Source organism: Vibrio sp. QJM3NY_39 (genome assembly GCF_057785895.1).
Window position 1 is genome coordinate 2,584,545 of sequence record NZ_CM173505.1, and the last position, 21,598, is coordinate 2,606,142.

General features: G+C 44.4%; 19 protein-coding genes and 1 pseudogene. 7 read left to right on the plus strand and 13 right to left on the minus strand.

The genetic code is table 11. From position 1 onward, the window contains the following. Positions 1 to 147 precede the first annotated feature (147 nt). The 3 genes from AC3CHU_RS11490 (at position 148) to AC3CHU_RS11500 (ending at position 3,696) form a co-directional block, all read left to right on the plus strand. Positions 148 to 1,380: a pyridoxal phosphate-dependent aminotransferase gene (locus AC3CHU_RS11490; RefSeq protein ID WP_054548195.1), complete on the plus strand. Its 1,233-nt coding sequence runs from the start codon at positions 148 to 150 to the stop codon at positions 1,378 to 1,380. 333 nt (positions 1,381 to 1,713) lie between these two features. Further along, positions 1,714 to 2,298: a 5'-deoxynucleotidase gene (gene yfbR, locus AC3CHU_RS11495; RefSeq protein WP_488524589.1), complete on the plus strand. Its 585-nt coding sequence runs from the start codon at positions 1,714 to 1,716 to the stop codon at positions 2,296 to 2,298. A 54-nt stretch (positions 2,299 to 2,352) separates the two neighbouring features. Continuing rightward, positions 2,353 to 3,696 carry an anti-phage deoxyguanosine triphosphatase gene (locus tag AC3CHU_RS11500; RefSeq protein ID WP_488524590.1) on the plus strand — a complete coding sequence of 448 codons (1,344 nt, stop codon included), beginning with the start codon at positions 2,353 to 2,355 and terminating at the stop codon, positions 3,694 to 3,696. Between the two features lie 26 nt (positions 3,697 to 3,722). Here AC3CHU_RS11500 and AC3CHU_RS11505 read toward each other — a convergent pair whose 3' ends face one another. Further along, on the minus strand, positions 3,723 to 4,322 hold the full coding sequence (locus AC3CHU_RS11505; RefSeq protein ID WP_488524591.1) for a tRNA-uridine aminocarboxypropyltransferase: 600 nt from the start codon (positions 4,320 to 4,322) through the stop codon (positions 3,723 to 3,725). A 9-nt stretch (positions 4,323 to 4,331) separates the two neighbouring features. Between AC3CHU_RS11505 and rrtA the strand changes: the two genes are divergently transcribed. Continuing rightward, positions 4,332 to 4,880: a rhombosortase gene (rrtA, locus tag AC3CHU_RS11510; RefSeq protein WP_488524592.1), complete on the plus strand. Its 549-nt coding sequence runs from the start codon at positions 4,332 to 4,334 to the stop codon at positions 4,878 to 4,880. Here rrtA and AC3CHU_RS11515 read toward each other — a convergent pair. The 9 genes and pseudogenes from AC3CHU_RS11515 to AC3CHU_RS11555 all read right to left on the minus strand — a co-directional run. Beyond that, a complete protein-coding gene (locus AC3CHU_RS11515) occupies positions 4,871 to 5,170 on the minus strand; it encodes a ComEA family DNA-binding protein (protein ID WP_488524593.1) in 300 nt (99 codons plus the stop codon). The two genes, rrtA and AC3CHU_RS11515, sit on opposite strands and share 10 nt — an antisense overlap. Positions 5,171 to 5,199: 29 nt before the next feature. After that, on the minus strand, positions 5,200 to 5,361 hold the full coding sequence (locus AC3CHU_RS11520; RefSeq protein ID WP_155758808.1) for a hypothetical protein: 162 nt from the start codon (positions 5,359 to 5,361) through the stop codon (positions 5,200 to 5,202). Between the two features lie 70 nt (positions 5,362 to 5,431). Then, positions 5,432 to 7,297 (minus strand): peptidylprolyl isomerase, encoded by a 1,866-nt coding sequence (gene ppiD / locus AC3CHU_RS11525; protein WP_488524594.1) that lies wholly within the window; start codon positions 7,295 to 7,297, stop codon positions 5,432 to 5,434. Positions 7,298 to 7,517: 220 nt separating this feature from the next. Further along, the gene (locus AC3CHU_RS11530) at positions 7,518 to 7,790 is read right to left on the minus strand and encodes an HU family DNA-binding protein (RefSeq protein WP_004736083.1); all 273 of its coding nucleotides are present in this window, start codon (positions 7,788 to 7,790) and stop codon (positions 7,518 to 7,520) included. Positions 7,791 to 7,981: 191 nt separating this feature from the next. Further along, positions 7,982 to 10,333, minus strand: a complete 2,352-nt coding sequence (gene lon / locus AC3CHU_RS11535) for an endopeptidase La (protein WP_017076773.1) — start codon at positions 10,331 to 10,333, stop codon at positions 7,982 to 7,984. Between the two features lie 132 nt (positions 10,334 to 10,465). Then, positions 10,466 to 11,746: an ATP-dependent protease ATP-binding subunit ClpX gene (gene clpX, locus AC3CHU_RS11540; RefSeq protein ID WP_004736081.1), complete on the minus strand. Its 1,281-nt coding sequence runs from the start codon at positions 11,744 to 11,746 to the stop codon at positions 10,466 to 10,468. 81 nt (positions 11,747 to 11,827) lie between these two features. Beyond that, positions 11,828 to 12,454: an ATP-dependent Clp endopeptidase proteolytic subunit ClpP gene (clpP, locus tag AC3CHU_RS11545; protein WP_004736080.1), complete on the minus strand. Its 627-nt coding sequence runs from the start codon at positions 12,452 to 12,454 to the stop codon at positions 11,828 to 11,830. A gap of 105 nt (positions 12,455 to 12,559) precedes the next feature. Further along, a complete protein-coding gene (tig, locus tag AC3CHU_RS11550; RefSeq protein WP_004736079.1) occupies positions 12,560 to 13,858 on the minus strand; it encodes a trigger factor in 1,299 nt (432 codons plus the stop codon). Between the two features lie 335 nt (positions 13,859 to 14,193). Continuing rightward, positions 14,194 to 14,376, minus strand: a pseudogene (locus tag AC3CHU_RS11555) (hypothetical protein); the annotation flags it as partial. A gap of 163 nt (positions 14,377 to 14,539) precedes the next feature. Here AC3CHU_RS11555 and AC3CHU_RS11560 point away from each other — a divergent pair. The 3 genes from AC3CHU_RS11560 (at position 14,540) to AC3CHU_RS11570 (ending at position 18,080) form a co-directional block, all read left to right on the plus strand. Continuing rightward, positions 14,540 to 16,381 carry a sensor histidine kinase gene (locus tag AC3CHU_RS11560; RefSeq protein ID WP_488524595.1) on the plus strand — a complete coding sequence of 614 codons (1,842 nt, stop codon included), beginning with the start codon at positions 14,540 to 14,542 and terminating at the stop codon, positions 16,379 to 16,381. Positions 16,382 to 16,478: 97 nt separating this feature from the next. After that, positions 16,479 to 17,828 (plus strand): sigma-54-dependent transcriptional regulator, encoded by a 1,350-nt coding sequence (locus AC3CHU_RS11565; RefSeq protein WP_017092585.1) that lies wholly within the window; start codon positions 16,479 to 16,481, stop codon positions 17,826 to 17,828. Positions 17,829 to 17,906: 78 nt separating this feature from the next. After that, the gene (locus tag AC3CHU_RS11570; RefSeq protein ID WP_004736075.1) at positions 17,907 to 18,080 is read left to right on the plus strand and encodes a hypothetical protein; all 174 of its coding nucleotides are present in this window, start codon (positions 17,907 to 17,909) and stop codon (positions 18,078 to 18,080) included. Between the two features lie 32 nt (positions 18,081 to 18,112). Here the strand turns inward: AC3CHU_RS11570 and AC3CHU_RS11575 are convergent, their stop codons facing one another. The 3 genes from AC3CHU_RS11575 to AC3CHU_RS11585 form a co-directional block, all read right to left on the minus strand. Next, entirely contained in the window at positions 18,113 to 19,474 is a 1,362-nt protein-coding gene (locus AC3CHU_RS11575; protein ID WP_004736074.1) for a TRAP transporter large permease, read from the minus strand. Between the two features lie 2 nt (positions 19,475 to 19,476). Beyond that, positions 19,477 to 20,232, minus strand: coding sequence for a TRAP transporter small permease (locus tag AC3CHU_RS11580; protein ID WP_065206793.1), 756 nt, complete (start codon positions 20,230 to 20,232; stop codon positions 19,477 to 19,479). Between the two features lie 65 nt (positions 20,233 to 20,297). After that, positions 20,298 to 21,293: a TRAP transporter substrate-binding protein gene (locus AC3CHU_RS11585; RefSeq protein WP_004736072.1), complete on the minus strand. Its 996-nt coding sequence runs from the start codon at positions 21,291 to 21,293 to the stop codon at positions 20,298 to 20,300. Between the last annotated feature and the right edge of the window lie 305 nt (positions 21,294 to 21,598).

A 21,598-nucleotide genomic window follows, 5' to 3' on the forward strand; every position in this document is an offset into this window, starting at 1 on the left:
AAAGCGATTAATTAAAATTTAGAAAAGAGTGACAACAAAAAGACCAAACGTGACACTGAAATGCGACATTCATCAGATTTTTATTCTATCAAACCCCATTTTGCGGTACTTTAATAAAGTATTTAAATTAATTTCAGGAAATCGGCAATGCAAAATATCGGGATGTCGTCAAAACTCAACAGCGTATGCTACGAAATCAGGGGGCCTGTACTCAAACATGCTAAGCGCATGGAAGAAGAAGGGCATAAAATACTAAAGCTTAATATTGGTAACCCCGCCCCATTTGGTTTTGACGCCCCTGATGAAATCCTTGTTGATGTAATCCGTAACCTACCGACATCTCAAGGTTACTGTGACTCAAAAGGCATCTATTCAGCCCGCAAAGCGGTTGTTCAGCACTACCAGAAAAAAGGCCTACGTAACCTTGATGTAGAAGACGTTTACATTGGTAATGGCGCATCAGAGCTTATCGTTATGTCTATGCAGGCGCTACTGGATAATGGTGATGAAATCTTAGTTCCCGCTCCGGACTACCCACTATGGACAGCGTCTGTTGCGCTTTCTGGTGGTACACCGGTTCACTACCTGTGTGATGAAGATGCTGATTGGTATCCAGATCTAGACGACATGCGTGCGAAGATCTCACCAAAGACTCGCGGCATCGTTCTTATCAACCCGAACAACCCAACGGGCGCGGTATACAGCCGTGATTTCCTACTGCAAGTTGTCGAAATCGCACGTGAGCACGGCCTAATCATCTTCGCTGATGAGATCTACGACAAAGTGCTTTACGACGGTGCCGTACATACTTCAGTCGCAACGCTTGCTGAAGACGTACTAATGGTCACATTCAATGGTCTATCTAAGGCTTACCGCGTGTGTGGTTTCCGTGGTGGCTGGATGTTCTTAACGGGTCCGAAGCACATAGCGAAAGGCTACGTTGAAGGGCTAGAAATGCTGGCCTCGATGCGTTTGTGTGCCAACGTACCAATGCAGCACGCCATCCAAACAGCACTCGGTGGTTATCAGAGTATCAACGAACTGATTCTTCCTGGTGGTCGACTGCTTGAGCAACGTGACCGTGCATGGGAACTGATCAACAAGATCCCTGGCGTTTCTTGTGTGAAACCAAAAGGCGCGATGTACCTGTTCCCTAAGATCGACACCAACATGTACAACATCAAAGACGATCAGAAATTCGTGCTCGATTTCCTTAAGCAAGAGAAGGTGCTATTGGTTCAAGGTACTGGCTTCAACTGGCCAAAACCGGATCACTTCCGCATCGTGACTCTGCCACATATAGAAGACCTAGAAATCGCGATTGGTCGTCTTGAGCGCTTCTTGCAAACTTACAACCAAGACGACCTCATCGAAGGTTAATTAGCACAAAGAAAGATGACTACAATTTGCTGTTTTAAAAGACTTTAACTTGTAATCAATCACTTCTATGCTTAAAGGGCTCCTGTTTGGGAGCCTTTTTTGTATCCGCTGTCTCGTGCAGTTTATGGCAAACATAAGGTACGAGTGGAGCATTGTTTATACCAATCACAGTAAGTAAGTGTTTAGAAATAGCGTAGTGAAAAAGCTTGAGAACAAGGCAGAACTTTTTGGTAAGTAGTTATTCTACAATCAAAAATTCTAACATAGTTATCGAGTTTTTTAACAAGCTAGGATGACCAGTTATTTACTACGATTGGTACTATAAGGACTCTTATGAAACAAAGCCATTTCTTTGCCCATCTTGCCCGTATGAAGCTTATCCAACGCTGGCCCCTCATGCGATCAGTCTCAAGTGAGAACATTTCAGAACACAGCCTGCAAGTTGCTTTCGTCGCACACGCCTTGGCATTAATTAAAAATAAGAAGTTTGCTGGCCAGCTCAACCCCGAGCACATTGCGCTGCTTGGTATGTACCACGATACCAGTGAAGTACTAACGGGGGATTTACCGACGCCAGTTAAATACTACAATCCAGACATCGCACAAGAGTATAAGAAGATAGAAGCGGCAGCAGAACAAAGGCTACTTTCGATGCTGCCAGAAGAGTTTCAAGATGACTTCGCCCCATTCTTAATATCCGGGACGGCAAGCGAAGAAGAACAAAGCATTGTGAAACAAGCAGACACTATCTGTGCTTACCTAAAATGTCTGGAAGAACTCAGCGCGGGCAATCACGAATACGAGCAAGCTAAACGCAGGTTGGAAGAGACTCTCGAACAACGTAAAAGCCCAGAAATGGATTACTTTCTCACCACCTTTGCACCGAGTTTTGAATTATCACTAGACGAAATCAGCTAGCTAGGTATAACTTGAGTGTAATTAGCTAAATAAATCAGATTGATAGGTGCTATTTTGACTGTCCAACTCGAACCATCATTTGAACTCGCACAAGAATGGCAACATCGAAATGATGATGAACATAAAATAAGACGTGATGACCACCGCAGCCCGTATCAACGCGATCGTGCGCGTGTGCTTCACTCTGCGGCTTTTCGTCGCCTCCAAGCAAAAACTCAAGTTCATGGCACCACGGTAAACGATTTCCACCGAACTCGCCTTACCCATTCGCTAGAAGCCGCACAACTTGGTACTGGCATTGTCGCTCAACTCAAGAAAAAGCAGCCCGAGTTTCGAGATCTTCTCCCCTCAGATAGCTTGATTGATTCACTGTGTTTAGCTCACGACATTGGCCACCCGCCTTATGGGCATGGTGGTGAAGTCGCGTTGAACTATATGATGCGCGACCATGGTGGCTTTGAAGGCAATGCCCAAACGTTCCGAATAGTGACTCAATTAGAACCCTACACCGAACATCACGGGATGAATCTATCTCGACGCACTCTGTTGGGGCTGATTAAATACCCTTCACTTCTTAGCGAAGTTCAAGCTAAATTACAGTCTGAGCCTGTTAAGCACCAACGACAACTCCGAGCCAAAGATTGGATGCCAGCAAAAGGCATCTACGATCATGATGAAGAACTTTTTAACTGGGTACTGGAGCCGCTTTCAAGTAGCGACCAACAGCTTCTAAAACAGAAAAGAAAAACGCATACCGAGCCACTTGAGCACAATAAGACCAAATATAAGTCACTTGATTGTTCAATCATGGAGTTGGCTGATGACATCGCGTATGGCGTGCATGATTTAGAAGATGCGATTGTGCTTGGCTCTGTGACCAAAGCTCAATGGGTAGATTCAGCTTACCCTCAACTTGAAGAGATGGCCGATCCTTGGATTTGTGAACACCTAGATTCAATTACAGAGATGCTTTTCTCTGGTGAGCAGTATCGTCGAAAAGATGCGATTGGTGGGATAGTTAACGCTCTGTTGACCAGTATTTCGATTGAACGAGTGGATGCTAGCTTTGAGAATGTGCTGTTGGCTTACAATGCCGTGCTTGAACCGAGCATGGACGGCACACTCGATAAACTGAAACACTTTGTCAGCGAGTTCGTGATTCAAGTCCCTCAGGTTCAGGTCATCGAATATAAGGGCCAACAGATCATCATGGACATGTTTGAAGCGTTCAGCGCTGATCCTGAACGCTTGCTGCCACTGCCCATCAAGAAGCAATGGCTACAGCATCAAGATGAATCTAGAAAGATGCGCGTGATAGCCGATTACATCTCATCCATGACCGATGATCTTGCACAGAAAATGCATCAGCAACTGTTCTCGGCGCATACCGAGTTTTAATTCCTGACTCGCACCAATGAATCGGCTTAATCTAAGTAGTTTTTCTCAAACACACCCGGCGGCATTTGATTGATTTGAAACTGAATCATTTGGTCAAATACCGTTAGTAACGGGGTAAAGTCGCCATCACTCTCTAGCAAGCTAAGCAAATGATAGCCAGCTTCGACGGTAGAAAGGCTGTTTTCACTTGGCGCTTTACGAATTCGATAATTACCCTTGAGGTCTTTCGGTAAGTGAACGGTGCTCAGCGCATGCAAGTTACTCGACACCTGCCACATCTTAAACGCCTTCTTCCACGTCCCATCCAATAAAATCACACGCAGCTTCTTATTAGGAGATGTTGCCGACTCAACTGAAACAGAGTTTTCGCTTGGATATAAAATTACATGTTGGTACTGTTCATCGGCCAGCAATGCATTCAATTGTTCGTTGTCTGAAAAATCTTCACCGACAAGCGTCACGCTGTTATTTAGAGATAACGAGAGGATACGCGCAGTTCCCATCGGGCGATGCTCTTCTGATGGGTGCTGAAGAATGATAAGCTCAACATTCGATTCGAGTGGTGTAACCCACTGACAAATACAAGCTTTCAAAGCCTTACTGCATTGGGGGCAATAACGAGACATGGATTTAATGTGTACCCTGTTTTAATTTTCACTTCACTTTTATGCGTCTTATTCCAATTTGAGCCAATACAAGCTTGGGTCGTTTGGGATAACAATGCGATTGCCGAGGGGCAATGGTGGCGAATCCTAACAGGAAACTTTTCACATACCAACTACTCGCACCTTCTTATGAATCTAGCAGGCTTATGGATCATCAGCTATCTGTTTCAACCGAGTAAAAAACAGCTTGTTCTGGCTCTGCTTGTGATTAGTTTAGTGACTGGGATCGCTCTGTTGTTTTCGAGTATTCAGATCTATGTTGGCCTATCTGGCACTTTGCATGGGTTGTTTGGCTTATTCGCGCTCAGTGAGGCTTTAAACGGTAGGAGATCAAGTTGGCTGTTAGTATTGGGATTAATCACTAAAATCGCTTGGGAGCAGCTTGTTGGCCCTTCTAGCACCACTGGCGAACTGATTAATGCTCGTGTCGCGATTGAAGCCCACCTAGCAGGTGCACTGGCCGGAGGCTTCATATCTATCGCTTCATTTCTAACAAGTAGAAAAACGGATCAAAGTTGAATTCTTTCGCGGTTCTTTTCAACCGTGGCTTCACCTATCCCTTTCACACTCACCAAATCATCAGCAGTCGTAAACGCACCGTTTTGATCTCTGTAATCGACGATCTCTTGGGCTTTCTTGTCCCCAACACCAACTAATAGCGCTGAGAGTTCTTCTGCCGTCGCAGTATTGATGTTTACCGTAATCTCGATGCCATCGTAAAGCTCAGCTTTAGTTGGGCTATCAGAAAACGCTGGGGAGCTAAGGGCCATCAGAAATGAAAGAAGTAGTGTTGAACATATCGTGCGCATAAACCGTTCCTTTGAACAAAAAACGTAATTTATGCATTTGCCGCACTAGATAACACAATCACCAGATAAAAATAAAGCGGGTCACCTAAGTGACCCGCTTCGTTATACATCTTGTTTTCATTAGCTTGTTTGTTGGCTCGCAAATCTGATTTATCGAATAAACCTAATTGGCAAAACAACAACCATCGCATGTTGATTCTCGGTAGTCAGTCACCTAACAGGCTTAACTACCGAGCTAAGCTAACTCAAACTAACCTGAGCTTACTGACCCTGACCCACTACGTAGTATTCAACGTCTGCATTTTTACGCAGTACGTTTAGTACATTAGTAAGGTCTTGCTGATTACCAACTCGTTCCAACTGTGCACCAATTTGAGTGCTGTAAGCCGGGTTGATTTCAGCCGTTACTTTAGAAAGCTCAACAACAACGATGTTACCGTCTTGGTCTTTAGATTGACCGAACACAGTTTGACCTGCTTCTGGTTTCGCTAGAGCGAATACAGACGCCGCTAATGGCGAGTTACGGTCAATCGTTTCAAGTTCAGTGAACTCAAGGTTGTTATCTGCAAGTACTGCTTCGTTACCTTGCTTAAGCTCGTTCACTAGAGAAACACCTAGCTCAACTGCTTGTTGCTCAGCTTGTACAGCAGACAATGCAGCGACAACTTGATCTTTCACTTCAGCTAGAGGAAGAACTGTCTCGTCGCGAGTCTCTTCTACACGAACAACAATCACGTGCTCAGGTGCAACTTCGATAACTTCAGAGTTCAGACCGTCTTCTTTCACTTCAGGGCTCAAGATAGCTTGCATAACTGCAGGCGTCATCAGAACTTCCGGAGCGTCAACTTGAGAGATGAAATCAGTTGTCGTGATCTTCGCATTGATAGCTTCAGCAGAATCATCCAAAGAATCTGGGAATTCAAACGCTACTTTTTCTAGTTCAGTTTGCTGTTCGTAGAACTGGTCTACAGCATGCTGATCTAGTAGTTCTTGCTTAATCTCAGCCGCTACTTCTGTATAAGGCTGAGCTTGAGACGTTTTTACTTCGTCTAGCTTGATGATGTGGTAGCCAAAATCAGATTTAACTAGGCCAGTAGTATCGCCAATATTCTCAAGAGCGAAAGCCGCGTCTTCGAATGCTGGGTCCATAACATCGCGTTCAATCCAACCTAAGTCACCGCCAACATCTGCACTACCGAAGTCGTCAGATTTCTCTTCCGCTAGCGTAGCAAAATCAGCGCCTGCATTTAGCTCGTCTAGGATTGACTGAGCTTTCGCTTCGTCATCGCCTTGAACTAAGATGTGACTAACTTTACGTTGCTCTTCAGTTGAGTACTTGTCTAGGTGCTCTTGATAGTATTTCTGTGCTTCTTCATCGCTTACTTCAAGCTGAGACTTAAGTGCTTCAGCTGAAAGCTCGATGTAAGACACCTTAGCTTGCTCTGGACGAGTGTAAGCTTGAGGGCTCTCAGAATAGTACTGTTCGATTTGCTCGTCAGTTAGCTTGATGTTTTTCGCTAGATCAGCAACAGACAAGGTCACTGTACGAATGTCACGAGTTTGAGCAATAAGTTTGCTTTGCGTATCGATTTCGCCTTGAAGAACAAATTCACTGCCTTGAAGCGCAGTCACAAGCTGGTTACGCATTAGGTCACGACGCATGTATTCAGCGAAGCTTTCTGCGCTGAAACCTGCACGACGCAGTGCTGATTGGTAAACTTCTTGATCAAATTGACCAGCAGTTTGGAACTGAGGCATTTCTAGAATCATTGTACGGATTTGAGAATCACTGATTCGTAGGCCTAGTGACTCAGCTTGCTGCTCAAGTAGAACATCGTTGATCATGCGATCAAGTACTGATTTACGGAAAGACTCTACGTATGCAGGGTCTGCAAGCATTTGAGCGAAGTAATCGCCAAGTTGAGACTGCATACGATTACGTTCGTTTTGGTAAGCTTGTTCGAACTCACCACGAGCAATTTCTGTGTTGCCAACTTTAGCTGCTGCGTTGTTACCGCCACCGGTGATGTAGCTGCCTACACCTGCGAATACGAATGACAGGATAATCAACCCAAGGATAATTTTTACCGCGATGCTATTCACGCCTTCGCGTAATCGATCCATCATAATTTAAGTGCTCTCCGGATATGAAGCATTGGCTTCAAAATAAAAATCTATTCACGCGATATTATCAGAAAAAGAAATGCGCATCAGTAGGATGCGCATAATTTAAATAAGTTCAATGTGCTTTGCACACATACTGTCTAAGAATGAAACATCATTTTTCAAACAGTAAACGCATTTTACTGCCTTCCCCTCTCTAAAATTGAGGTTTCAGCAGTGAAAATTAGTTACATGCGTCTTTAAGTGCTTTACCTGCTTTGAAGCCAGGTACTTTAGCTTCTGCGATTTGGATCTCTTCACCAGTTTTTGGGTTACGACCTGTACGAGCAGCACGAGTACGAACACTGAAAGTACCAAAGCCAACAAGTGCAACTTGGTCACCTGATTGTAGCGTTGTGCCAACTGCTTCGATGAAAGCGTCTAGAGCGCGACCAGCTGAAGCTTTAGAGATGTCTGCGTTTTCTGCGATTGATTCTACTAGTTGTGTTTTATTCACTGTTTTTCCCCTATGTGTCATCTGTGACTACTTCTCGATGACTATACGTTCCATTTTGGTTTTAATTTAGCCGCAAGCCTTATTGCAAAAGGGCTGCAGCTTTAGTCAAATAACTTAGCGTCCAAAAAAAACGCTGACAAGCCTTTTCGGGTCTATCAGCGTAATTCTTTACTTATTTTTGCTATGCATCACTATTTTTTCACGTCAAACTCGACCCCTGACGGATCTCGTTCTAGCGCGACTTTAAGTACTTCATCAATCCATTGGACCGGAATCACCTTTAAGTCAGCGATTACATTGTCTGGAATCTCTTCCAAATCACGCTCATTGTCTTTAGGAATCAAGACAGTTTTGATGCCGCCACGGTGTGCTGCAAGCAGTTTTTCTTTCAAACCACCGATAGGTAAAACTTCACCACGAAGGGTAATTTCACCGGTCATACCGACCTCAGCTTTCACAGGATTACCCGTTAGACTGGATACCAATGCAGTACACATTGCGATACCCGCACTTGGGCCATCTTTTGGTGTTGCACCTTCCGGTACGTGAACGTGAATATCACGTTTCTCGTAGAAATCTGTGTTAATACCCAGATTTTCCGCACGAGAACGAACCACAGTCATGGCTGCTTGAATCGACTCTTTCATCACATCGCCAAGAGAACCGGTTTGCGTTAACTTACCTTTACCTGGCATTGATTCAGTTTCGATAGTCAGTAGGTCACCACCCACTTGAGTCCACGCTAAACCCGTCACTTGACCAATACGGTTACTCTCATCCGCTTTACCAAAGTCATGACGTTGAACGCCTAAGTACTCTTTCAGGTTATCAATGTTAACCGTTACAGACTTAAGGCTGCTGTCTAGCAAGATATTCTTAACTGCTTTACGACAAATCTTCGAGATTTCACGCTCTAGATTACGCACGCCCGCTTCACGCGTGTAATAACGAATAATGCCAACGATAGCTGAATCTTCGATATTAATCTCGTGAGGCTTAAGGCCGTTACGTTGGACTTGTTTGTCCAGTAAGTGACTTTTAGCGATGTTCAGCTTTTCATCTTCTGTGTAACCCGACAGACGAATCACTTCCATACGGTCCAGTAACGGGCCAGGAATGTCCATTGAGTTAGACGTTGCAACAAACATGACGTCTGACAGATCGTAATCTACTTCTAGGTAGTGATCGTTGAATGCAACGTTTTGCTCTGGATCTAACACTTCTAGAAGCGCTGAAGATGGGTCGCCACGCATATCAGAAGACATCTTATCGATTTCATCTAATAGGAACAGTGGGTTCTTAACACCAACTTTAGACATCTTCTGGATCAGTTTACCCGGAAGTGAACCGATGTAAGTACGACGGTGACCGCGGATTTCCGCTTCATCACGTACGCCACCAAGAGCCATACGAGTGTACTTACGGCCCGTTGCCGCTGCAATCGAACGGCCTAGCGAGGTTTTACCTACACCAGGAGGACCAACAAGACAAAGGATTGGACCTTTTAGCTTGTTAATTCGATTTTGTACTGCCAAGTATTCAAGGATACGTTCTTTAACACGCTCTAAGCCGTAGTGGTCTTCATTCAAGACCTCTTCCGCTTTCGCTAAATTCTTTTTAACTTTTGAACGCTTAGCCCAAGGAACACCAACCATCCAATCAATGTAGCTACGTACTACTGTTGCTTCAGCAGACATTGGCGACATCATTTTCAGTTTTTGCAGTTCTTGCTCGGTTTTTTCACGAGCTTCTTGAGGCATTTTTGAATCTTCGATCTTCTTCTTCAGAGTCTCGAATTCATCAGGTGCGTCGTCCATCTCGCCCAGTTCTTTCTGAATCGCTTTCATTTGCTCATTCAGGTAGTACTCGCGCTGAGATTTCTCCATCTGCTTCTTAACGCGGCCACGAATGCGTTTTTCAACTTGCAGGATGTCAATTTCAGACTCCATTTGGCCCATTAAGAATTCCAGACGTTCTGTCACATCTGCAATTTCTAGAACGTGCTGCTTATCAACCAATTTAAGTGGCATGTGCGCTGCAATCGTATCGGCTAGGCGTGCAGCCTCATCAATACCGTTCAGAGACGTCAAAACTTCTGGTGGGATTTTCTTGTTTAGCTTAATAAAGCCTTCGAATTGATTGATCGCGCTGCGAACAACCACTTCTTGTTCTTTTTCGTCAAGTTCTGAGGTTACAACGTATTCGGCATCCGCTAAGAAAAACTCACTCTCTTTGAACTGGTGAATTTTTGCACGCTGCTGACCTTCGACAAGTACTTTCACAGTACCATCAGGCAGCTTTAGCAACTGAAGAATAGTAGCGACTGTACCTACGTTAAATAGGTCGTCGATTGAAGGCTCATCAGTGTCCGCTTCTTTCTGCGCTACAAGTAGTACTTGTTTGTTAGCTTCCATTGCCGATTCAAGGCAAGTAATCGATTTTTCACGACCGACAAACAATGGAATAACCATGTGTGGGTAAACCACTACATCACGTAGAGGTAGCACGGGGATTTCGATACGCTCGGAACGTTCCAAGTTCATATATTTCTCTCTTCCGCTTTAACTTATAAAGCAGTATATGGGGCTTAAACGACTGGATTCAATGGAAGAATAAAAAAAAGGAGGTAATTGCTTACCTCCTTTTTCAATTTGAGTGACTTGTCTAAAAAAGACCTACTCTGCAACCGCTGCTTGGTTATCTGAGTTGCTGTAAATCAACAGTGGTTCTGACTCACCATTAATTACCGACTCATCAATCACAACCTTGCTTACATCTGTCGAAGATGGCAGTTCGTACATAGTTTCTAGTAGAACACCCTCCAAGATAGAACGCAGACCACGAGCACCCGTTTTACGTTCCATTGCTTTCTTCGCAATTGCACGTAGAGCATCGTCGCGGAATTCTAATTCAGTCTCTTCGATTTCAAATAATGCTGCGTACTGCTTAGTAAGCGCATTCTTCGGTTCACAAAGAATTTGAACTAGAGCTTCTTCGTCAAGTTCTGTCAATGTCGTTGTCACGGGTAGACGACCAATGAATTCCGGAATTAGACCGTACTTCACCAGATCTTCAGGTTCAACTTGAGTGAACAGTTCACCCACAGTTTTTGCTTCATCTTTTGAACGCACTTCTGCGCCAAAACCGATGCTCGAACCTTTTTCTACACGTTGCTCAATCACTTTATCTAGGCCAGAGAACGCTCCGCCACAAATAAATAGGATCTTAGACGTGTCCACTTGCAAGAACTCTTGCTGTGGATGCTTACGACCACCTTGAGGTGGAACTGAAGCAACTGTACCTTCAACAAGTTTAAGTAGAGCTTGCTGTACACCTTCACCAGACACGTCACGCGTGATTGATGGGTTTTCAGCTTTACGAGAAATCTTGTCGATTTCATCGATGTAAACAATGCCGCGTTCTGCTTTCGCTACGTCATAATCACACTTCTGAAGCAACTTCTGGATGATGTTTTCAACATCTTCGCCCACATAACCGGCTTCGGTTAGTGTTGTTGCATCTGCCATTGTGAAAGGAACGTCTAGGAAACGAGCCAGTGTTTCAGCCAGTAGCGTTTTACCACTACCAGTAGGACCGATAAGAAGAATGTTACTCTTACCTAGCTCTACGCCTTCAGCTGTCGTGTCACCATTACGCAAACGCTTGTAGTGGTTGTATACCGCAACTGCTAGCACTTTCTTCGCGTATTCTTGACCGATTACATAGTCGTCAAGATGCTCACGAATCTCACGCGGCGTTGGCAGCGATTCCGATTCTTTCTTAGGAAGAACATCTTTAATTTCTTCACGAATAATGTCGTTACAAAGATCGACACATTCATCACAAATGTAAACAGAAGGACCTGCGATTAACTTGCGAACTTCGTGTTGGCTTTTGCCACAGAAAGAGCAGTAAAGCAGTTTACCGCTACCACCCTCTTTGCTTTTATCTGTCATTCGCTAACCTCTTAGCCTTTACTCTCTATGCTTGAGTGTATATCAATTTGAATCACTTTGCGTTAAACAATTGCCGTGCAATTATTGACCGCGGTGATTAAGAACTGAATCTACCAAGCCGTATTCTACTGCTTGATCAGCAGACATAAAATTATCACGATCTGTATCACGCTCAACAACTTCTAAAGGCTGACCAGTGTGCTCTGCCAATAGTTTGTTTAGCTTTTGTTTGATCGTTAGGATCTCTTGCGCGTGAATTTGAATATCAGACGCTTGGCCTTGGAAGCCGCCAAGTGGCTGGTGAATCATTACACGTGAGTTTGGAAGCACGTGACGCTTACCAGGAGTACCACCCGCTAGTAAGAATGCACCCATAGAGCAAGCTTGACCCATACAGACTGTGCTCACGTTTGGCTTGATGAACTGCATTGTGTCATAGATAGACATGCCCGCTGTTACGCTACCGCCAGGTGAGTTGATGTAAAGATAGATATCTTTGTCTGGGTTTTCTGATTCCAAGAAAAGCAGTTGAGCCACGACAAGATTTGCCATGTGGTCTTCCACTTGACCTGTTAAGAAAATGATACGTTCTTTTAATAGACGAGAATAAATATCGTAAGAACGTTCACCACGGGAAGTCTGTTCAACCACCATAGGAACTAGTGCGTCCATAATCGATGGCATTGTATTTTTTTCTTGGTAGCTCATATTCTTATGTCCCTAAAATAAATGGCCCGAATGATTAAATCATACGGACCATTGTTAGCAGAATTGTTGACCGTACGTCAACCTTCTACGTCAGATATTACTATATTAAGCAGGTTGCTGATTCATTAGCTCGTTGAAGCTAACTTCTTTATCAGAAACTTGAGCTTTAGCGATGATTGCATCAATAGCTTGCTCTTCTAGAGCAACATTGCGCATGTTGTTCATCATTTGCTCGTTTTGCTCGTAGTAAGCAATAACTTCTGTTGGATCTTCGTATGCTGTAGCCATCTCTTCGATGATAGCTTTAACTTTCTCGTCGTCAGCTTTTAGCTCTTCAGTCTTGATTACTTCACCAAGAAGAAGACCTACAACTACGCGACGTTTAGCTTGCTCTTCGAACAGCTCACGTGGAAGTTGGTCAGCAGCTTCAGTGTTGCCACCGAAACGTTGAGCAGCTTGTTGACGTAGAACACCGATCTCTTGATCGATTAGAGCAGAAGGTACGTCGATGTTGTTTTCGTTAACTAGACCGTCGATTGCTTGCTCTTTGATGCGGTTCTTAACAGCTTGCTTAAGCTCACGCTCCATGTTCTTACGAACTTCAGCTTTAAGGCCTTCAACGCCTTCAGCTGCGCCGAACTTAGAAACGAATTCTTCGTTTAGTTCTGGAAGCTCACGAGCTTCAACTTTGTTCAGCTTGATAGAGAACTTAGCAGCTTTACCTTTTAGGTTTTCAGCGTGGTAATCTTCTGGGAAGTTTACTTCGATTTCGAATTCCATACCTGCTGTTTTACCAACGATACCGTCTTCAAAACCAGGGATCATGCGACCAGCACCCATCTCTAGTGGGAAGTTCTCAGCTTTACCGCCTTCGAACTCTTCACCGTCGATAGAACCAACGAAGTCGATAGTTGCACGAGAACCAGCGTCAGCAGCAGCTTCAACTTCAGTCCAAGTTGCTTGTTGCTTACGTAGAGTTTCGATCATCTCTTCAACGTCAGCTTCTTTAACTTCTACTGCTGGTTTCTCAACAGTGATGTTTTCTAGACCTTTCAGCTCAACTTCTGGATAAACTTCAAAAGTTGCGTTGAATACTAGGTCAGCGCCTTCGTTGTTTTCAACTGGTGCGAAAGTAGGTGCGCCAGCTGGGTTGATTTTCTCTTTAACGATCGCTTCGATGAAGTGACGTTGCATTACTTCGCCCATCACGTCTTGACGTACTGCTTTGCCGTACATTTTAGCAACCATCTTCATAGGCACTTTGCCTTTACGGAAACCATCGAAACGACGGTTTTTCGCGATGTTGCGTAGTTCAGCTGTAACTGCATCTTCGATGTTAGCAGCAGGAACAGTAATATTAAGACGGCGCTCTAGGCCTTCTAGCGTTTCAACAGTAACTTGCATTATATAAACCTCAAAACTGGCTCAGTAATCTGAGCATATGAGCCGTAACTTAGCTTTAATTCAAAAGCCGACGTTGTTGGCTGCATTCTTGTGTAGTGCTCTATCCGAACACCTAATTTAAAATCGAGCATTGATGTCTGAATTGATTATTCAACCAAACACCAGACTAATCAGCGATATCTTCGTTCTTCACATGCTTATTGAACGTTCTCACGCAGTTATAAAACGTTTTCACGCACTTATAAAAAGCAGTGAAGCTTGTTTTCGGAAACAAGAAAGGTATCTCCGATTAGCCTCAGGACAGAAATTTTAGATGCGACATTCTAGCGATCTGTTTAATCTCTGTCGAGCCGTTCACCTCTGCATGATGATGAATGCTCTAAATTCGTCCAACTAAATGATACAAAAACGATCAAATCATCACTTAGCACAACAGAAATGGGGACAATAGCGACTTTTTCAAGGGAATCGAGGGCTTTTTTTGCTAAAAACCTTAAAAAGAGATCTTGCTCTTGTTTTACCCCTCAGAGTCGATAACTTTTTCAACAATCCCCGTTACAAACCCTTAACCTACCCCCACCTGTCGACTTTCTCCTTTCAGCAAAAACTACCGCTATTTGCTACCATAAATGAGAGAAGACGGGCTTGATTGATTACCAAAGAAATTAGCGGAGAGCCTTCATGTTTCAAGCTTTTAGAATCCCAATACTATTAATGGCCATATACAGTCTACTGATGGTCTTTGGCGGTCATTGGGTGTGGAGTACAAGTCATGAAAGTTTGTTAAATGATCATCAATCTAAGCTAGACCGCTTTTCGGTTCATATTTCAAGCCAATTGGATAAGTTCGCGCACATTCCCGAGCTGCTTTCAAAAGACAAAGAACTGGTCGATGCCCTTCACTCTCCAAGTAACTCTGCGCAAATCGAACTCACCAATCGCTATCTAGAGCACGTAAATTCGGTGATTCAAGCGTCCGACACTTATTTATTAGACAGCATTGGCACCACTATCGCAGCCAGTAACTGGAATCAACCGCATTCTTTTATTCGTCGAAACTTTGCTTTCCGTCCCTACTATCAAGAAGCCATTCAAGGTAATGAAAATCAATACTTTGCGCTAGGTTCAACGTCTGGGAAGCGAGGCTATTATTATTCTTACCCCGTCTCCTATGCCGCTGAGATTATTGGCGTCATTGTCGTAAAGATGGATTTATCACTGATTGAAGCAAGTTGGAAAGGCAAACAGAGTTTTTTTGTTGCTGACGATAAAGACCAAATCGTATTCATGTCGAGTAATCCTGAATGGCTGTTCAAGAGCCTTCAGCCGCTGAGCCAAGCACAGCAAGCTCGAATTCAAGAAAGCAGACAATATCTCGATACCAAAATAGAAAGCCTTCACTTCTCTGGTGATTTCGAGAGTGCTACTAGCAATATTGAGTCTCCGCACAAGCTCGTCCAAGAGCAATTCTTTAGCTCTTCACGCTTCTTAGCCGAACCGAAACTCACCATACGAGTATTTTCTCCGACCCACTTAGTTTGGTGGGACTTGGTGGCTTACCTTGTAGTTCTCAGCCTTATCTTTGCGATTATTTATCTAACGATGCAGCTCAATCACCATCGACAACAAAGGCGTGCCCAAATTGATAGGCTGCAATCTGAAGCCAAGCAAAAGCTAGAATTTCAAGTGCTTGAGCGCACATCAGAGCTGCACGTCGAAATTAAACATCGTATCGAAACCGAACATGTACTGAGACAGACACAAGACGAACTCATCCAAGCCGCGAAACTGGCGGTGCTAGGGCAAATGTCGGCAAGCATCAGCCATGAGTTAAATAACCCTCTCGCTGCGATTCGCAGTTATGCCGACAACGGCCGACTGTTTCTTGCCAAAGAAAAGATCGATCGTGTCGATGACAACCTCTCGCGAATCTCAGCGCTCACTGATCGCATGGCGAAAATCAGCCACCAGCTTCGCTCTTTTGCAAAGAAATCCACCGCGGAAGAATTACATACGTTGCAGATACTTCCCGTATTGCACTCGTCAAGAGAGCTGATGAAACCACAACTCAAGAGTGAACGAGTTAAGGTCAACGAACTCCCTAAAACCTTTGATGCTTGCGTGCTCGCCAACGCCATTCAATTGGAACAAGTGATCATTAATTTGCTGACCAACGCGATTCAGGCGATGGAACAACAAGACGACAAACAATTAGCTATTCTGTTAGAGATTAGGGAATCCGACCATCAACAAGCCAGCACCTTGCTGATTCATGTCGATGATAATGGCCCCGGCTTCACTTCTTCTTCGAGCGGAGTTTTTTTTGAACCTTTCCATACCACCAAGAAAAACGGACTTGGACTTGGGTTATCGATTTCTCAACAAATAATCCGCGGAATCAACGGCAAGCTCGTTACCGGTCACAGCCCTCAAGGTGGCGCTCGATTCAGCATAGAGTTGCCCCTTGTTGAGCAAGAACAAAAAGAAAAAAAACCAACACCCAAACCAAAAACAACAGACTGAGATTAAACCGTTAGCAAGCTAGCTATTGAACAAGCGAGTCAACCAACAAGCAAAAAACTCAGCGATAATCAGAATACAAAGAAGTAAAGGAATCACTATGTGTCACGTCTATTTCATTGATGATGAATCCGACCTAAGAATGGCGATTGAACAGAGCTTTGAGCTCGCCGATATTGAAGCGGAGTTCTTTCCCGATGCCGAATCAGCTCTGCTCGCAATTCAAGAGAACGGCTTACCCCACGTCATCATCACTGATATCTGTTTACCGGGTATTTCCGGGCATGACTTGCTCAACACCGTAATGCACAAAGACAAAGAAGTCCCCGTAATCATGATCACTGGCCACGGCGATATCTCCATGGCCGTGCAAGCAATCCAAGACGGCGCCTATGACTTCATTGAAAAGCCGTTCGCCAATGAACGTCTAATCGAAACCACTAAGCGAGCGATAGAAAAACGCCAACTTACCCTTGAGAATCTTGAATTGAAGCGCTCTCTCAAAGCCAGTAAAGCGCTTGGACCAAGAATCATTGGTGACACGCAATCAATGACCGAGCTGCGTTCTATCATCACCCACGTTGCCGACACTAACGCCGATATTTTGTTGTTTGGTGAGACAGGCACGGGCAAAGAATTAGTCGCACGATCCCTACACGAGCAAAGCAGTCGACGAGAACAAAACTTTGTTGCCGTCAATTGCGGGGCGGTTCCAGAAAATCTGATTGAAAGTGAGTTGTATGGCCATGAAAAAGGCGCATTCACAGGTGCTGAGAGTAAACGCATTGGCAAGTTCGAGTTTGCTCAAGGCGGAACCCTATTTTTAGATGAGATAGAATCCATGCCGATGCAGGCACAAATTCGCCTGTTACGTGTCTTGCAAGAACGCGTCATCGAAAGAGTTGGCTCAAACGGATTGGTCCCACTTGATATTCGAGTAATCGCCGCAACCAAAGTTGACTTGAAAAAGGCAGCTGAAGAAGGAACTTTCAGACAAGACCTTTACTACCGGTTGAATGTTGTCACCCTAGATTTACCGCCGTTGAGAAGCCGCCAAGAAGATATCCCAGCACTCTTCCACCACTTCTTACTGGTCGCTGCGGCACGTTATGGCAAAACAGCCCCGGCAATTCCACAGAAAGAACTGCACGAGCTTTTAGCCCACGATTGGCCGGGAAATGTACGAGAATTGCGTAACACTGCGGAGCGTTTCGTACTTTTAGGCAAGCTATCTCACTTATCAGACAGTACTTCGGAGTCGACCCAACATTTGTCGTTAGCAGAACTGGTTTGTGATTTTGAGAAAAACACGTTAAAGCAAGCGCTTATTGAGTGTAATGGCAGCATCAAAGAGACGATGGATCGGCTGCAACTTCCCCGAAAAACACTCTACGATAAGATGCAAAAACACCAGTTAGTGAAAGAGTCATACAGACAAAACGAAAACTAAATTAGATTTGGGAGCAAGATCACCTATACTTATTTTGATAACAGGATGTTATGCAATCAAAGTAATAAGGAAATAACTATGGGTGAGAAAACAAGAGTTCCCTCGATCACCGATACTTTCGAGATAGATGGTATTTTTTATACTGACAATCATGTCGATCTATACACGCCAGAATTAGAGGCAAAAAGAGCGCTGTATGAGCAGATTGATTCAGGTTCTAGATATGGCAAGATTATCGATGAGGAGGTTTAACCCTCCTCATCACTTCGTTGTTACTTCACTATCTACTTAGTGATGATCTCTGGCCCCATCAAGGTGGTCGGTAACCATGTTGATACCCAAGGTACGTAAGTTACGATAATCAAGAACAAGAACATCACGCCAACCCACGGCAACGCTGCTTTTACCACGTTCATCATCGACATCTTCGCGACCCCGGCGGTCACAAACAAATTGAGCCCCACAGGCGGCGTTATCATCCCTATCTCCATGTTCACAACCATCATGATGCCTAGGTGAATGGGGTCGATGCCCAGTGCAATTGCAATTGGGAATACCAATGGCGCAACGATGATCAGCAAGCCTGATGGCTCCATGAACTGCCCACCAATCAAGAGTAGAACGTTCACCACAATCAAGAAGGTGATCGGACCTAAGCCTGCAGAAAGCATAGACTCAGTGATCATCTGAGGAATGCGTTCCTCTGTCAGTACATGCTTAAGAATCAGAGCATTGGCAATGATAAACAGCAGCATGATCGTCAGCTTACCTGCATCATAGAGCGTGTCTTTGGTATCTTTATGGAAGAAGGTTTGGAACACCTTAACCAAAGCAGGCTTTGTATTCTTCTTGTCAGCGAAAGGCCCCATATCTTTATAGATAAAGTTGGCAATAAAGAACGCGTATACCGCTGCAACAGCCGCCGCTTCCGTCGGTGTAAAGATACCGCCGTAGATACCACCCAAAATGATGACAATCAGTAGCAGACCCCAACTTGCGTCTTTTGCTGCTGCGAACATCTCACCCCAGCCCACAAACGGCTGTGCAGGAATCTTCTTAATACGTGCTGCAATGTAGATAGCAATCATCAACATCACACCTGCCAACAGGCCAGGAATCACGCCACCGAGGAACATACGACCTACAGATACATCCGTCGCCGCAGCGTAAACTACCATCACGATTGACGGTGGAATCAAGATACCCAAAGTACCCGCATTACAGATAACCCCTGCCGCGAACTCTTTTGTGTAGCCGTTTTTGATCATACCAGCGATAACAATACTACCGATTGCCACTACCGTTGCTGGAGACGATCCAGATAACGCTGCGAACATCATACATGCCACAACCGACGCCATCGCTAAACCGCCGCGGAACCAGCCGACCATTGCGATAGCAAAACGGATAATACGTTTCGCCACACCACCTGTAGACATGAAACTAGAGGCCAAGATAAAGAAAGGGATCGCTAAGAGTGTGTAGTGGCCTGCAAATGCATTAAACAGCGTTTGTGCAACCGAAGCTAGTGACGCATCAGAGTGCATCAACAAGAATATGACGCTCGATAAACCAAGGGAAATCGCAATTGGTACACCGACCAACATGAAAGCAATTACCATTAAAAATAGAAATAACATTGCCATGATTAGTCTTCCTTACCGTTAGATTTTGTACCCGATTCGCTCGTCTTATTTGACGTGTTCGAGTCCAATACTGCTGTCGCGTCTTCATCAGAACCCGCTAACACATCAGCTTTCAATGCATCCAGCTCTTCTTCGGCTTCATGGCCTGCAATCATGCGGTCAAGCTTGCCCGTCGCCACTTGATAAGCGATTTGGATAAATCGGAACGTCAGCATTGCCATACCAATCGGCAGCGCCATATAAGGAATAAAACGTGGCAGTTTCTCGTATCGCTCGCCTTCATTCAGCCAGTCGGCAAGAAACTGAAGCATCTCTGGCATTGGAATATCATCGGTTTCATACCAAGCTCGCTCGGTCGCGAACGGGTACCAGTAATTCCAAGAACCGATAAGAAGTAGGATTGAAAAGGCTAGGCAGCTTGTAACGGCGATTAACGCATACACTTTACGTAGCTTCTCTGGGGCAAGGTTAATAATGACATCAACACCAATGTGAAAGTGTTTTTTAACGCCATAAGATGCGCCTACTAACACCATCCAAGCGAACATGAACACAGTCAGTTCTAGTGCCCACAATATATTGCCATTGAATGCGTATCTGAATACCACATTGGCAAAAGTAAGTAGCGTCATTGCGCCAAGGAAAAATGCGATTAATGACTCTTCAATCACATCCGTAACTCTTCCGACTTTGGAAAAAAGAGAGGTTTCCAGTGCTGATTCGCTAGAATTTGGTTGTTCCATTTGAGGATTATCCATAATTGACTCCGCTTATAGTTATTTTAATAAGGAGTGGCGAAATGCACGCCACTCCCTTAGCGGTGTTATTGGTTTGAAGCTAACGCTGCATCGATAAGGTCTGAACCGATGTCTTTTTCAAACTTCTTCCATACTGGTTGAAGTGCAGCTACCCATGCTTCACGCTGTTCAGGCGTAAGTGTACGAACCTCACCACCGGCTTCGATGATGTTATTTTTGTTCGCTAGGTTAACTTTTGAAGATTCTGCATTACGTGTTTCAGATACTTCTTGAACGATAGTGCCAAGCTGTGTACGTACATCTTCAGGTAGGTCTTTCCAGAAGTCGTTTGACGTTACAACTAGGTAATCCAAGATACCGTGATTGGTTTCAGTTACGCCGTCTTGTACTTCAAAGAACTTCTTACCGTAGATGTTTGACCATGTGTTCTCTTGGCCATCGATAACCTTAGTTTGCAGGCCGCCGTATACTTCTTTAAAAGACATCTTCTGTGGGTTAGCGCCTAGTTGTTCAAACTGAGCCACCAATACATCTGATGCTTGAACACGGAATTTCAAACCTTCCGCGTCTTCAGGATTGATCAGAGGTTTGTTCGCCGACATCTGTTTCATGCCATTGTGCCAAAACGCTAGACCTTGTAAGCCACGACGCTTCATTGCATTCTTCAGTTTTTCGCCTGACTCTGAGTTTTGGAAACGGTCAACAGCTTCTACATCTTCAAATAGGAAAGGAAGGTCAAAAATGCGGTATTTCTTAGTGAACTTCTCAAATTTAGACAGCGATGGCGCTGCCATTTGAACATCACCATTTAACAGGGCTTCCAGTACCTTATTATCATCGTAAAGTGTTGAGTTCGGGAAAACTTGCATACAAGCTTTGCCGTTCATTTCCGTGTTTACTCGCTCTTCTAGTAAAGAAGCAGCAATGCCTTTCGGGTGCTTATCAGTATTGGTTACGTGACTGAACTTAATCACAATTTCACCTGGATCACAGTTAGCGGCAGCGTTGAAGCTAGTGAGTGCCAGAGCAGAGACAGACAGCAGGGTAAGAGGCTTAAACATTATTATTCTCCTTAGTAAACAAAGCAGCCCATCAATGGGAACTGCGTGCTTTCATTAAGGCAATTAGCGCGCCACATTGAAACAAGGCATTAACAACCCTTTAACCATAAGGCTTCATGAGATCTGCCTGTAGTAGTCGCCAACTCGCTGCAAAAATTAATGGGTGGGAAGTGACACATAGAATATTTGTAAATGGGTGGAAGCTGACCAACGTATTAGTAATGAATGAGGCCAAATGAGGTCTGACCAAAAGCGAGTTTGGCTATGATGCCTTGAAGTAATTTCAACCTATCCTGTAAAGTGCT

What these genes read in the sequence shown, in the direction of transcription:
- AC3CHU_RS11490 (WP_054548195.1), top strand. Translation starts at nt 148, where the DNA reads ATGCAAAATATCGGGATGTCGTCAAAACTCAACAGCGTATGCTACGAA.
- yfbR (WP_488524589.1), top strand. Translation starts at nt 1,714, where the DNA reads ATGAAACAAAGCCATTTCTTTGCCCATCTTGCCCGTATGAAGCTTATC.
- AC3CHU_RS11505 (WP_488524591.1), bottom strand. Translation starts at nt 4,322, where the DNA reads ATGTCTCGTTATTGCCCCCAATGCAGTAAGGCTTTGAAAGCTTGTATT.
- AC3CHU_RS11515 (WP_488524593.1), bottom strand. Translation starts at nt 5,170, where the DNA reads ATGCGCACGATATGTTCAACACTACTTCTTTCATTTCTGATGGCCCTT.
- AC3CHU_RS11520 (WP_155758808.1), bottom strand. Translation starts at nt 5,361, where the DNA reads ATGCGATGGTTGTTGTTTTGCCAATTAGGTTTATTCGATAAATCAGAT.
- ppiD (WP_488524594.1), bottom strand. Translation starts at nt 7,297, where the DNA reads ATGATGGATCGATTACGCGAAGGCGTGAATAGCATCGCGGTAAAAATT.
- lon (WP_017076773.1), bottom strand. Translation starts at nt 10,333, where the DNA reads ATGAACTTGGAACGTTCCGAGCGTATCGAAATCCCCGTGCTACCTCTA.
- clpX (WP_004736081.1), bottom strand. Translation starts at nt 11,746, where the DNA reads ATGACAGATAAAAGCAAAGAGGGTGGTAGCGGTAAACTGCTTTACTGC.
- clpP (WP_004736080.1), bottom strand. Translation starts at nt 12,454, where the DNA reads ATGAGCTACCAAGAAAAAAATACAATGCCATCGATTATGGACGCACTA.
- tig (WP_004736079.1), bottom strand. Translation starts at nt 13,858, where the DNA reads ATGCAAGTTACTGTTGAAACGCTAGAAGGCCTAGAGCGCCGTCTTAAT.
- AC3CHU_RS11560 (WP_488524595.1), top strand. Translation starts at nt 14,540, where the DNA reads ATGTTTCAAGCTTTTAGAATCCCAATACTATTAATGGCCATATACAGT.
- AC3CHU_RS11565 (WP_017092585.1), top strand. Translation starts at nt 16,479, where the DNA reads ATGTGTCACGTCTATTTCATTGATGATGAATCCGACCTAAGAATGGCG.
- AC3CHU_RS11570 (WP_004736075.1), top strand. Translation starts at nt 17,907, where the DNA reads ATGGGTGAGAAAACAAGAGTTCCCTCGATCACCGATACTTTCGAGATA.
- AC3CHU_RS11575 (WP_004736074.1), bottom strand. Translation starts at nt 19,474, where the DNA reads ATGGCAATGTTATTTCTATTTTTAATGGTAATTGCTTTCATGTTGGTC.
- AC3CHU_RS11580 (WP_065206793.1), bottom strand. Translation starts at nt 20,232, where the DNA reads ATGGATAATCCTCAAATGGAACAACCAAATTCTAGCGAATCAGCACTG.
- AC3CHU_RS11585 (WP_004736072.1), bottom strand. Translation starts at nt 21,293, where the DNA reads ATGTTTAAGCCTCTTACCCTGCTGTCTGTCTCTGCTCTGGCACTCACT.